The 12,906-nt window shown below is 59.6% G+C and carries 12 protein-coding genes; 5 read left to right on the top strand and 7 right to left on the bottom strand.

All coding sequences use genetic code 11. The features are described from left to right. Positions 1–75: 75 nt before the first annotated feature. From ACXAIC_RS10785 to ACXAIC_RS10755, 7 genes are all read right to left on the bottom strand, one after another. Positions 76–291 (bottom strand): hypothetical protein, encoded by a 216-nt coding sequence (locus ACXAIC_RS10785; protein ID WP_475177711.1) that lies wholly within the window; start codon positions 289–291, stop codon positions 76–78. Positions 292–449: 158 nt separating this feature from the next. Next, the gene (locus tag ACXAIC_RS10780; protein ID WP_475177708.1) at positions 450–704 is read right to left on the bottom strand and encodes a hypothetical protein; all 255 of its coding nucleotides are present in this window, start codon (positions 702–704) and stop codon (positions 450–452) included. A gap of 124 nt (positions 705–828) precedes the next feature. Further along, entirely contained in the window at positions 829–2,358 is a 1,530-nt protein-coding gene (locus tag ACXAIC_RS10775; RefSeq protein ID WP_475177702.1) for a S8 family peptidase, read from the bottom strand. Between the two features lie 354 nt (positions 2,359–2,712). Beyond that, the gene (locus ACXAIC_RS10770; RefSeq protein ID WP_475177697.1) at positions 2,713–4,245 is read right to left on the bottom strand and encodes a S8 family peptidase; all 1,533 of its coding nucleotides are present in this window, start codon (positions 4,243–4,245) and stop codon (positions 2,713–2,715) included. A 15-nt stretch (positions 4,246–4,260) separates the two neighbouring features. Then, positions 4,261–5,202 (bottom strand): phosphatase PAP2 family protein, encoded by a 942-nt coding sequence (locus tag ACXAIC_RS10765; protein ID WP_475177693.1) that lies wholly within the window; start codon positions 5,200–5,202, stop codon positions 4,261–4,263. Positions 5,203–5,233: 31 nt separating this feature from the next. Beyond that, positions 5,234–6,946, bottom strand: coding sequence for an SARP family transcriptional regulator (locus tag ACXAIC_RS10760; protein ID WP_475177688.1), 1,713 nt, complete (start codon positions 6,944–6,946; stop codon positions 5,234–5,236). A gap of 330 nt (positions 6,947–7,276) precedes the next feature. Continuing rightward, positions 7,277–8,179, bottom strand: coding sequence for a LysR family transcriptional regulator (locus ACXAIC_RS10755; RefSeq protein ID WP_475177683.1), 903 nt, complete (start codon positions 8,177–8,179; stop codon positions 7,277–7,279). 128 nt (positions 8,180–8,307) lie between these two features. Here ACXAIC_RS10755 and ACXAIC_RS10750 point away from each other — a divergent pair, with 128 nt between their 5' ends. From ACXAIC_RS10750 to ACXAIC_RS10730, 5 genes are all read left to right on the top strand, one after another. Beyond that, positions 8,308–8,778, top strand: a complete 471-nt coding sequence (locus ACXAIC_RS10750; protein WP_475177678.1) for a nucleoside deaminase — start codon at positions 8,308–8,310, stop codon at positions 8,776–8,778. Positions 8,779–8,869: 91 nt separating this feature from the next. Continuing rightward, positions 8,870–9,865 (top strand): ABC transporter substrate-binding protein, encoded by a 996-nt coding sequence (locus ACXAIC_RS10745; protein WP_475177673.1) that lies wholly within the window; start codon positions 8,870–8,872, stop codon positions 9,863–9,865. 3 nt (positions 9,866–9,868) lie between these two features. Continuing rightward, on the top strand, positions 9,869–10,648 hold the full coding sequence (locus ACXAIC_RS10740; protein WP_475177668.1) for an ABC transporter ATP-binding protein: 780 nt from the start codon (positions 9,869–9,871) through the stop codon (positions 10,646–10,648). Between the two features lies 1 nt (position 10,649). Beyond that, on the top strand, positions 10,650–11,486 hold the full coding sequence (locus ACXAIC_RS10735) for an ABC transporter permease (protein WP_475177667.1): 837 nt from the start codon (positions 10,650–10,652) through the stop codon (positions 11,484–11,486). Further along, positions 11,483–12,877, top strand: coding sequence for an amidohydrolase family protein (locus ACXAIC_RS10730; protein WP_475177666.1), 1,395 nt, complete (start codon positions 11,483–11,485; stop codon positions 12,875–12,877). The genes ACXAIC_RS10735 and ACXAIC_RS10730 overlap by 4 nt, the downstream gene beginning before the upstream one ends. The last annotated feature ends 29 nt before the right edge of the window (positions 12,878–12,906 follow it).

Here is a 12,906-nt window from a genome sequence, read left to right as displayed (position 1 = left end):
TCATCACGCGCCTTTAAGTGTCCATTTGCATAAGTGGACACTTAAGGCGCAAAATCGAAAAGCGGGAGGTGGGGTTCAGCGGACGCTCACGAAGAAACCCAGATCACGGCGCATGAAGCTGACCAGCCAATTTCCGGTCTCCACGTCCTTTGTTCCGAGCTTCTGACCGGCGCGCTGCGCGACCGCATCCGCCACAACGTCAATATTCTCCAGGTGAACGGGGGCAGCTGCCACCTCGCCCAAAGCCGAGCCCGAAAGGCAGGCTGATCCCGATGCAAAAACGCGACGCATGCATGAGAACCCCGTTCGGGCCAAGCCCGTCAAGCGCTCTCATGCATGCGCCAGAAGTGGACGCATTTTCCGCCGCCCGCTGGAGGGAATTTACGCTGCCATTGCCAGATCGTGCCCTTGACGTGAAGCGCGGCCTCACACCATTGAAAGGAGAGATTTCACAGCGTTGACGCCTCTTCATCGAACGCAATCTGCTCCACATCGTCCCGGGCAGCCAAGGCTTCGATGTCTTTGCCAGGAAGGATACCGGTCAGCATGTTGAGGTCGAGCAGCTGGTCTCCAACCGGTGTGTTGGTTTTTTTCAGCTGGGTCAGCAGGTCCCTGCAGTCCATTTTGCAAGTGATAATCACGGGAAAGCTGCCATTCGGCGATTTGGCCAGTTGAGCCTTCAGGTTCGGATCGAGCTTGTCCAAAAGTGGCTCCTCCTAAACATGCATGGACCCGATCGTCAGGGGCATCAGGAGCAGGGCCTGCCGAGCCGCTGGACGGGCCGTTGGAAAAACGGGGTGGCGCCCCAGGGGGCGCCACCTGAAAGTATCACCGAACGGCGCGGAATGCATTCACAAGTCCGAAGCCGAAGGCGACATCCCGGCCTGCCGGGGCAAGATCGGTGGCCGTGCGCCACATGTGCACACGGATACGGTCGCCGCTCCAGGAGGGGTGACGGGCTTTGATCAGGGCCGCAACTCCGGCCACGTGGGGTGTGGCCATGGAGGTGCCGCTCAGCCTGCGGTAGCCTGTCTGCGGGAAGGTTGACAGGACGTTGACCCCGGGCGCCGTGATTTCAACCTGCGGGCCGAAGCAGGAAAACGGCGCCCTGCGGCGGTTGCAGTCGACTGCGGAAACGGCCATGAAGGATGGGCAACGGGCCGGGTTGCCGACAGGCTCATCGGAATTGCCTGCAGCGGCAACCGCCAGGATGCCTCTGCTGCGCAACCGGCGGCCAGCCCGTTCATAGGCGAGGCTGAACTTGCTCGGATCATGCTGCTGGAACCGGCCGCCAAGGCTCAGATTGGCAATATGCATGCGGTTGCGGTAGCACCACAACAGACCGGCAATGATCCAGCTGGTTCTGCCCGAGCCGCTGCTGTTCAGAACCTTGACCGAATAAAGACGGGCATGGGGGGCGACGCCCACGACACCGCGGTTGTTGGCAAGGGCAGCAACGGTGCCCGCAACATGTGTCCCATGACCCTGATCATCTGCCCAGGAGCGGACACCAGGCACGAAGCTGGCGCCACCAAAGACCCTCAGGTCGGGATGGCGCGGCGCAATGCCCGTATCGACAATCGCGACCCGGGCACCGGCGCCCTTTGAAAAGCGCCAGGCATGGGGAACGTAGATGATCCGCAGACCGCAGGTGATGTAGTCGCGCAGGGCTGAAGCTGCAGGACCACCGGCGTCCGCGCCCTGCTCGCTCATGATGCGGGAGACCATGTCCTCGCTCACTTCTTCGGCCTTGCCGGCGGCCAGTTCACTGAGTGCGCATTTGATCACGCAGCGAATGAACTTCGCCAGCTTGTCCTTCGGGATGCCTGCGGCTTCGCCGGTCGACGAAACCAGCGTATCTGCTGCGGCGTCGAGGGAAAACAGGGCTCCGTCTTCATCAAAATCGATGTCTTCGCCGAAATCCGCCTGCATTTGATCGGAGCGTTCTGCGGCCGCCCGGATCTCGTTGTCTTCCAGCTGCATATCTTCTTCAAGAAAGGCCTGTGCCGCATCCACTTCCTCGGCGGCCTCCGGATCGTCATCGACAATGTCTCCCATTGCCGCCTCATCGTCCCCGAGGGAAGTCGCATGGTTCCAGACGTCGTCTTCGACCGCAGCCACGCCGGTTTTCTTTTCCAGGTCACGGGCTTCCTTGTCCGACAATTCCACATTCAAGGTGCCAATTTCATCGGACACAAGCGCAGCTTTTGGTTCGAGCGGATCCACGCCCATCAAGGTGGCCATGGCATCCATTGGCTGGACATCACTCAGGACGCTGGACAGCTGGTTCATTCCCGCATCCGAGGCTGTGAGGTTTTCATCCATCACGACAATTCTCGGGCTTTTCTGCACAGGCATTTCACTCTCCTAAAAAATAATTTTGACGAAAGGCCCCTTGTGACGGGGCGGTTTGGAAACGTCCCGGGTGACCGGACAGGAACAAAATTAGGTGCTGAAAAGGACTTTGGTCTGGTCATCCGGGATGCAAAGTTACCTTACGTAAGTTTCGTGATTGGCACGGAAAGACAGCGTCAAAATTGCATAAGTTCGGATGGAAAATGCCGGCCGGTTTCTTTCGTGCCGGATGAGCCGTGTTGTGGCTCAGCGGCGGTACGGCCAGCGCCCGGGGAAGGGGATCAGGATTGCTGGAACCGTCGGCGGAGCAAAAAGAAAGCGGCCATTGGCCGCTTTCAGACGGAGATTTATAACAGCTTAGGGGAGGACAGCCTCCAGGGCTGCCTTGGCGTCGACGAGACCGCTGCCGAAGAAGAGCGAAGGTTCAGCAACGTCCTCGCCGTCCGTGTTCATCGCGTCTGTTTTAAGGGCAAGTGTTTCGCCGCCGACCACCATGTCTTTCCGGGCTGTCTTGATCAGTAGTGCCTTCACATCACGGCCATCCATGACGCAGCCGGATGTGCCGGCAAGCCGTTCCGCCCGGCGGATCAACGCGATGACTCCAGCCACGAGGGCGCAGGCCCCAGATGTGCCGCCAAACTGGGTATAGTACCCACTCTGGGCAGGGGTGTCCTCAGGGGTGTCGTCGCCGGTGTCGTAGCCGAAGCGGCCGGGGATGTCGGTGCTCAGAAGCCACATGCGGCTATAGGGAATTTTCTTTGCGCTGCTGGGTAACAGGTATTCGAATGACGTCGTATTCTTCGCCGTGTCACGCAACTGATGCCGGTTGAAGACGGTCATATCGTCCGATGGGGCAACCACAGTGAGGCCGTCCCCATAGTTGGAGTATCCGGAGCGATATCCCTTTCCGGTCACCGCGCCAACGGCGATGATGCCGTTTTCGCGGTTTGCCAGATTAGCCGGGTAAATAAGCTGGCTTTCTCCTTCATTGCCTGACGCGCAAACGATCGGAATGTGGCTGCTGACAGCCACAAACAATGACCTCACGATATGCCACAACCTTTTGCCTGTCAGGGAATGCTGTGGCTCGGTCGGGCGCAGGTCGGCCGCTGTTTTTTGCAGGGTGTTGATGCGCTCTATCAGGTCTGCCGCTTCCCGGTTTTCCCAGCGTTCAAGATTTCCCTGAAAGTCGTTCTTGTCGACCGGATTGTGTTCAGGGTCCGGAAGCCCGCGTGGCATGACAATGACGTCTGCCTTTTGATGCCAGGCGTATAGAAGAGCGGCAATGAACTGGAGCGGATCATTGTCAAATCCGGTGCGGATGGAGATCAGTTGGGAAAACGGGTCGACCCCGAAATAGGGGATCACGCCGGGTGTGGGCGCCGCATCGGGAGACGAGGGCTCGGGGCCCCCAACGACAAGGCCGCTCACGGCGGTACCGTGGGAGGCAAATAAGGTTTCGATATCCCCGATTGTGCGTAAATCGCCCTTCGACTGTTCCAGTTGCTGGGCAATGTCCCCGAAGATGGCGAGCTCGTCTTTTGAAAGGCCCTCAAGTGTCAGGTCGCCGGTGTTCAGCCCGGAGAAATTTCCCTTAGGTTGCTCTTCTGCGCAGGCGCTTGTCCGTGTGCCATATGGGGAAACGGTGAAATCGATTGACCGTTCAGTATCGATACGGCCCTGCAGGTTCGGATGATCCGGGCTGCAGCCCACATCAATCATGGCAACACGTGCGGGCCGGGTCTCTCCCTTTCGCTCCAGCTCGTCCCACAAAGTGGTCTCAAACGACAGACCCGTTTCGTCAGGCACGATCACGCCCAAGGCGACAAGATGCCAAAGGAAATAAAAGCCCTTGGTGTCGGTTTCGGAATTCAGGACTACCTTGTTCATTGCATCTGTCCTTCTTCAAATCCATTCTTGCTGAACAGCCTGATAGCGGTCGGCGAAGGCCTGGGCGAAGCGGTCCGTGAAACGTCTCGCGAGCTCTTTGCCGGCTGCAGTGTCGCTTGGATAGTGCAAGCCCGCCCATTCGCGGTTCTGCGCAACGTTCAAGGCAACGTCCGACAAGGTCTGTGTTGCGGGATGCTCAGGCAGGATCGTGTTGAAGGCGTAGGCAATCGTATGACACTGGAAGGAGTGATTGCTTGGATACGCCTCATGGGCCGGATTGGCGAGAAGCGGCCTGAGGCCTGGTTCGACCTGATTGGGGCGAAGTCTGCCAAATCTCTGCTTGTAAAAGAGGCCAATAAACTCGGTCATGGTCAGAAGCTCTAGAAACAGGGTCTCTGTAGCTTCGAACCCGGCAAGGCCGTCAATCCCGAGCGGCCGGGTGAAGGCAGTAAGGTCCAGCGTTGCTTCCTGCACAATATCGGGCAGGCGTAATTGCCTTTCTTTGATGTTCTTCTGCATCTCCAACAGAAGCTGTGTCTCGAGCCGGCTCAGATCGGGACCCGGTGGCGGCGGCAAGGCAACTTGGGTCCATTCGTCCGGCAAGCGGCTGTCCGGGCTTTTGAGACCAGCGCGATGAAGACGGAGCAGGGCTTCTGTCGGCATGAGGGCCCCATTAGACCCTTGAGCGCTTGGGGCTTTCACCTTGTTTTTGTTTTTATTCTTGTTTTTATTCTTGTTGAGAACGGATTTGTTGAGCGCGGACTTGTTCAGGACCATGCGCACGGCACTGACGCCGCCGGCTCCTTGCGCACCTGCAGGCGGCGTCACCGAGATGTCGACAGGCCTGTCTGGAATTGCACCGAATTGAAGTCCGGTCTCGCTGATCGTGATCCGGCTCCGGTTCAGGAAGTCGGCTATGGAGCTGCAGGTGTGCAGGTCAGTATCTATGGTCTTCATTTCGTCCCCCGATCTGAAAATGAGTAAAAGATCAGTCTAGTCCGGCCTTGCGCAGACCTTTCAGAAAGTTCAGTCCTCCTTCAGTCCCCAAGCCCGGATAACCGGTCCCTTGAAGGACTTTTGCGGAGAAGTCCGGTTCGACCTCGTTGAGGCGCTGACACAGGCTTTCCAGCATCTGCACATTGCCGAGATGGGCATGACTTGAAATCAGGTAGCGAAGAATGGAATTGAATTTCGGGCGTTGGACCAGCGCCCGTTCTCCGGCTGCAATGGCGCTTTTGTGATCGCCTGCGAGTGCAGCGGCGATGCATTTGGTCGTGTCGAAATAATAGCTGATAGGGGTGTTTGCTCCCAGATGCTGAGCCCAGGACGCCATGGCGAGTGCCTTGCTGTTCCGCCCGGCGTAAGCATTCAAGGTGGCATAAAGATCCCAGCCGAAGGTCTGTTCGGGATCGAGTTTTAGGGCACGTTCATAAAGCGATGCGGCAAGGTCGAATTCGCTGAACAGGTAGGAGTGAATGTGGGCTGCGAGGGACAATACGAGCGGATCGAACTCGTCTTCTTCCAGCGCGCGGGTCGCATAATACTGGGCTTCAGAAATTTGTGCTGCAGCGTCAGGCGTGAAACGCTGCCCCACCTGGAATGATTTGGAGAACGCCATCCAGGCATAGGTCTGCGCGTTGGGCTGGTGTTTCAAGAGGGTCTGAAGTTTCTCGTCGGCGCTGTTCAAGTGGTCTTCGGACAGCCCGAAAATTTGATAGATGCACTCAATCAGAACGCCTGCTCTGGCGCTGTCCGGACTAAAGGCAAGACTTTGCAGAAGACGACCGAGCTGAATCACGGTCTGGGATACGATTGCGTTGAGGTTTGAGGACGTCGGATCCTCAAATGCTGTTTTTGTGAAGGCCTGGCTGGAAACCCAAAGCGTGACACCGTTCTCTCTTGAAACGAGTTCAACGGTCAGCCGCACCTCGTTTTCCAGAGTGACTTCATTCATCCGGATGAAAAGCGGCATTGCCACGTCTTGCCGGGCCTTGGCCTGCATATGCGGGTCGATGCTTAAAACGGGGATGCGGCCCATCTCGTAAAGATTACGCATCAGTTTCTGGCGGAAGAGAGAGGCGCAAGGTTGGTGAGGCGGCACGTCCTGCAGCCCGATCGCCCAGGTTTCACCCGAAGATCCGCTTGCGCGTCTTGTCTGATTGTTGTTGCGGGAGGCCGCGTTCCAGCTTGACGGCTTGGTGCGGCGGTCATTGCTGCGCCAGTCATCGGATGCCGTATCAAGCTGTCCGTCCCGCGTGTCCGCCCCTGACCATTCCTCAAATTTCTGTTCCCAGATCTGACGTTCCAGCGTGAGCCAGCTTTCGAACTCTGGGTCGCAGATGTCGAACCCTTCCAGAAAGTGCTCTGAAACTTCCCGATGCTCCTCGGAAATCTGGAGCAGTCCCCGGTCGGCCTGCTGCCTCAACTGCATCGCGTCCACGCGGACCCGCGACAGGTCCATGGTGACCGAATATTTGTCCGTGATAAGGATGTCCTTGTAGTCTGTTCCCAAGCTTTTCCGGATGTCCAGCAAAGCTTGACGCAAACTGGCAGCGGCCTGGTCTTCGCTGCGGTCACTCCAGAGCTTGTCCCGCAGCCAGACCCGGGACCGGGACCCGCGGGGAGCCAGGGCGAGCATGGCAACGATGGCCTTGGATTTCTGGTTTTTGGGCGTGAGTTGATTGCCTTTGCGGTCCAGCACTGTAGGAGGCCCGAAAAGAAAAATTTCAAGATCAGTATCGTTCTGCGGGCTTATATTCATGCTTGCCCCCACCGGACTTGAAGCATTGCCACCATAAATAAATGCAGGAATGATACGCAATTCTGCGCGGGTCTGCAAAAGATGCGTATTTGGCATCCTAAAATCCAAGATAGAACTCACTATGGGCCAAGGTAAGCAGGCGGGAGTAATCGCAGCGTCAAGTTTGCGTCAATTCGGTGGGATTTTTGCCGGGGTTGCTGCGGCGGAGGCGGGGCAGACACCTTGCGCAGAGCCGCCCCCTTCTCACCACCTTGCCCTTTATCTTGCGCGCTACCGTCCGACTGCGGTGATCGCCTTCTCCAGATGGTCGATGACAGTCCCGGTCCTGTCGCCCAGATTGTTGCCCCGGCAGACGGCAAGGCTCAAGGTTTCGGTCAGGCGGCGGCTGGCCAGGGGGCGGAAGAGGAGGGTGCCCGCCTCCACGTCTTTGGCAACATCGAGCCATGTGAGCAGGCTCACACCCTTGCCCATGCGCAAATAGGCCAGGATCGCATTGATGGAATTGGTGTTGAGCGCGACAGCCGGATTGACCCGGACGCTTAAGATTTCGGCCAGCAGGCGGTTGTAGATCGACAGGCCCGCGCTGGGCAGACAGAGCGGCCAGTCGAGCACGTCCTGTAAGGGAACCGGCCCGTCGCCTGGCAGGTCCAGCGAGGGAGCGTAGACGACACCCAGGTGATAATCATAGCTGGTAACGGTGATCAGCCGGGTGAGGGACGGCACGTTGAAGGCGGCCACCAGATCCAGTTCGCTGCGTTCGGCCGCCGCCAGAAGATCGTCGGTGGAGCCGCGCAGCAGGTCCAGCTCAACCGGGCCGTAGATCTCTTCCAGCCCGGCGACAAAAGGTGGAATGACCGCCTCGATGAAACACTCCATGATGCCGAGGCGCAGGGTAAGGCCCGCGCTTTGCTGTTTCTGGCGGACTTGCTGGTTGATCTTGGCTTCGGAGGCGAACCAGTCCAAAGCCTGGCGGCGCAGCTCTTCCCCTTCTGGTGTTAGGGCAATGCCGCTGGAGGTGCGCATGAGCAGTTCCGTGCCGAAGCTGCGCTCCAGGATCTGCATCTGACGGCTGAGGGCCGGAGCGGAAATGTTCAGCCGAGCGGCCGCGTCGCGAATGGAAGGGGACTGGGAGACGATCATGAACGACCGGAGTTCCCGCGAAAACGCCGACATGGGCTGCCTCTCCGTGTAAGAAAAATTCTAACGCACCGTGAAATTCTTTGTTCTTTTTCGAACGATGGTCAATCGCTTATTCTTTTTGCATGCCTCAAAGGGAGGCGGGTGCCTGGAGAGATGTGGCAATGCTGGATGATATCGCCCTGCTGCGGGAAACCATCAAGGTGGCCGAAGAGGCCAAGGCCTGCGGCAACCATCCTTTCGGCGCCATTCTGGTCTCGCCCGCCGGCGAGATCCTGCTGCGCCAGGGGAATACCTATCTGGATGACAAGGGGGTCGGCCACGCGGAGCTCAACCTCGCCCGCCGCGCGGCGCGTACCTATGCGCCGGACTTTCTGGAGGGCTGCACACTTTATACTTCCATAGAGCCCTGCAGCATGTGCGCCGGCGGAACTTATTGGGCCGGCATTGGCGCACTGGTCTATGGTGTAACGGAAGTCCGGCTGGCAGAGCTGACCGGCGACAATCCGGAAAATCTCACCATGGCGCTGCCCTGCCGCACCGTGTTTGACGCGGGACAGCGCAAGGTCGAGGTGCGCGGTCCTTATCCCGAACTCGAAGACGAAATCATCAAGGCGCATCAGGGCTTCTGGTAAGCGCCCGCATCCCCCGGCCCAGGAGGCCCAGGAGGCTGGTCGGGCATTTGCCCGGAAGACCGGCCAGGAACAGGAAAGGTCAGGTACGTATATGCTGCTGAAGTCAAAGAGTGTTTTTGCTGCGGCCCTGTTGTCGCTCACCTTCACCGCACCGGCACTGGCGCTCGACAAGGTCACCTTCCAGCTGGACTGGCTGCCAGGGGGCGACAAGGCGCCGATTTACGTGTGCATCCAGGAAGGCTTCTGCAAGGAGGCCGGTCTGGAGATCTCGATTGAGCCGGGCCGGGGCTCCTCGGAAGCCATCACCAAGATCGCGACCGGATCGTCAGATATCGGTTCGGCCGGACTTGGGGCGCTTCTGGCGGCCAAAGACACCGAAAACGTGCCGGTGACGGCGGTCATGTCGATCTTCAACACAGGCCCCCACGCTTTTTACACCACCAAGGATACGGGGATCACCAAGCTGACGGATGTGAAAGGCAAGAAGATTGCGACATCTCCTTTCACCGCCTCCAACGTCTATCTGCCGCTGGTACTGGCCGATAATGGCATGAGCGAAGCGGACATCACGCTCACCAAGGCCGATCCGGGCGCTCTTGGGCCGCTGCTCATGACCGGCCAGCAGGATGCTATCATTGCCTGGCTGACCGATGTCACCCGCTACACCAATCAGGCCAAGGATGCGGGCAAGGAAATCGTGATCCTGCCCTGGGCAGATGCAGGTCTTGTCATGTATTCGGCCTCTCTGGTGGCCAATGACACGTTCCTGAAGGACCGTCCGGACGTGGCCAAACGTTTCGTGGCCGCCTTCAAGAAGTCGATTGAATTTGCGCAAGAAAATCCTGGCAAGGCCGGGGAAGCTGTGGCAGCGATGGTGCCGGAACTGGCGGCCGAGGAAGTGACCGGCTCCTGGCTGGATGCCTCCAAGCTGATCTTCAACAAGGTGACTGACAAGGACGGGCTCGGCACGCTGGAGCCGGGACGTCTTGCGGCAACCTGGACCCGGGTGGCCGCCGCACAAGGCTTTGATCCGGCATCCCTGGACCCGGAAACGGCGGTTGACCGCTCGTTCCTGCCGGCGGAGTAAGCCGTGGCGCGTGTCCAAAACGCCATCACGTTTTCCGGTGTCGGCCAGACCTTTCTGACCGATACCGGGGCGCTGACGGCGCTTCAAAATGTCAATCTCACCATCGCCCGGCACGAATTTGTGGCTGTGCTAGGTCCGTCTGGCTGCGGCAAGTCCACGCTGCTGCGCCTGACGGCAGGGTTGATGAGCCCAAGCCGGGGCGAGGTCTCGGTCTTCGGGCTCAAGGTCAGCGAACCAAGGGATGATGTCGGCATCGTGTTTCAGCAGGCCACCTTGCTGCCCTGGGCCAATGTGGAAGACAATGTGGTGTTTCCGGCCAAACACGCCCGGGGCCGGGTGAGCGCCGCCGACCGGGACCATGCAAGAGACGTGATTGCCAAGGTTGGGCTGGCAGGTTTTGAGAAACGGCTGCCTGCAGAACTCTCCGGCGGCATGCAGCAGCGGGTCGGGATCGCCCGGGCTTTGTTTCTGAACCCGGATATCTTGCTTATGGATGAACCGTTTTCCGCGCTCGACGCCCTGACCCGTGACGCCATGGGCCTTGAACTCTTGCTCCTGTGGCAGGACAGCCCCAAGACGGTGCTGTTCATCACGCATTCCATTCCCGAAGCCGTGCTCCTGGCCGACCGGGTGGTCGTCATGAGCGAGCGGCCGGGCCATGTGCTGGAAGACCTGCCGGTCCCGCTGGGGCGGCCCCGGGACGAGGACGCCTTGAGAACCCCGGAGATGCAGGACTATATCGCCCATTTGCGCGGGCTCCTGATCAAGAAAGTCGCCGCCTGACATGAGCGCCCACACAGATATAGGCACACCGGGGCAAGACAGCCAAGACCGTCTGACCTTGCCACTCTCCGAGCGTCTGGCGCGCATGCCGGTTGTCTTGCCGCTGATGACCTTTGTCACCCTCCTGCTGGTCTGGGAATTCGGCACAAGGCTCTTTGGTGTGCCCGCCTATGTTCTGCCGGCGCCCAGCCGCATTCTGGAAGGCTATGGCCGGATCAGCGCCGGCCGCTGGCTGGAGCATATCTGGGCCACCTTGCGGGTGGCGCTTCTGGGCTACGGGGTGTCGATCCTGATTTCCCTGCCCATTGCCATCGGGCTCGCCAAATCGAAACTGCTCAGCCGGGCTTTTTATCCTCTGCTTGTGGTCATCCAGTCAGTGCCCGTGGTGGCGGTCGCGCCGATCATCATCGTGGTCCTGGGCACGGATGATGCCCCGCGGGTGGTGATTACCTTCATGATTTCCTTTTTTCCCCTGGTCGTTTCCATGACAACCGGGCTGATGGCGACCCCGCCGGAACTGATCGAACTGTCCCGCTCGCTGCGGGCGCCGGTCACCCGGGAAATCAGCCAGATCCGGCTGCCCTATGCGACGCCCTATATCTTTTCCGGCCTGAAGATTTCCATCACCCTGGCGGTGATCGGGGCCGTGGTCTCCGAGTTTGTGGCTGCTGAAAAGGGCCTCGGCTACTTCATCCAGTTCTCCACCTCCATGTTCAAGCTGCCCCAGGCCTGGGCCGGGCTGGTGCTGTTGATCCTCATGTCCCTGACCCTGTTTCAGATTGTCAGCCAGGTTCAGAAACGGGTCTTTCCCTGGTCATTGCCAAAGGAGGGATGGTGACCGGATTCCTGATTGCCAATATCGAGCATGGTCTGACGGGAGATGCCGAAGGCGGCCGTTTTTCCGGTGCCTTGCGTGTGCGCGGCGGTGTGATTGCCGAGATGGGGGCCTTGGCGCCGGAGCCGGGAGAACAGGTGATTGACGCGCGCGGCTGTGCCGTCACCCCCGGTCTCGTGAACACGCACCATCATCTGTTTCAGTCAGTCTTGAAAGCGGTGCCGGACGGCCTGAACGAGGCCCTGGATGTCTGGCTCCAGAAAGTGCCTTATGCCTATTGGCCTTTCATTGATGACCAGATCCTGAGAACCTCTGCCCGCATCGGTCTGGCGGAACTGGTCCTGTCCGGGGCGACCACGGTCTGTGACCATCACTATGTGTTTTCCAGCCATTATGACTATGATCCCGCGGCGGTCCTGTTCGAGACGGCGGCAGACTTCGGCGTGCGCTTTGTGCTGGCCCGGGGCGGCAATGCCAAGGCCAGAGCGTCTTTTGACGATCCGGCCCTGCCGGACCCGTTCCACGAGACGCTTGAAGAGTTTCTGGACGGGGTTAGCGCCGCCGTGCGACGCTGGCATGATCCGTCACCTGACGCCATGCGCCGGGTGGTGATGGCACCGACAACCCCGACCTTCAACTTCGAGGCGGCGGATCTTCCGGTGCTGGCTGAGACGGCGCGGGAGCTGGGCATAAGGCTCCATTCCCATCTGTCGGAAAACGATGGCTATGCGACCTACACCCTGCGCACCCACGGGGAGCGGCCTGTGCCCTGGCTGGCCAAACAGGGCTGGACGGGACCGGATGTCTGGTATGCCCATCTGGTCGACCTTGCTGACGCTGAAATTGCGCTTCTGGCGGAGACGGGCACGGCCATGGCCCATTGCCCCCAGGCCAATGCACGGCTTGGATCAGGCCTTGCCCCGGCCGACGAGCTGCAGTCAGCAGGCGGCACGATCTCGCTCGGGGTGGATGGGGCTGCCGCCAATGAGGCCGCCGATATGGGGGCAGCCATGTATTCGGCCTTTTGCCTCCACCGGGCCGTCAAGGGCGTTCGAGCGGTGCGGCCGGAAACCGTGCTCCATTGGGCAAGTGAAGGCGGTGCCAGGTGCCTCGGATATGACCGGTCCGGCCGGCTGGCTCCGGGTATGGCAGCCGATATTGCGGTCTTTGATCTGTCGCACCCGCGCAATATGGGGCTTCAGGACCCTGCTTTGGCTCCGGTCCTGACCGGGGCTGCTGTGGTGCGCGACAGTTTTGTTGGCGGCAGGCCGCTTGTGACAGGCGGCAGGCTCCCCAATCTTGATCTGAAGGAGCTGGAGGCGGAGGCCCGCGAGGCCGCCCGACGTTTAAGAACACATCGTAAGGATGCCCTTTTGCAGTGCGCGCCAGTATAATGCGCACTGCCTGAACCGGAGTAGAAGCT

This window comes from Roseibium sp. AWQ4_254 (genome assembly GCF_056161025.1).
This window is presented reverse-complemented; position numbering and strand designations above follow the sequence as displayed.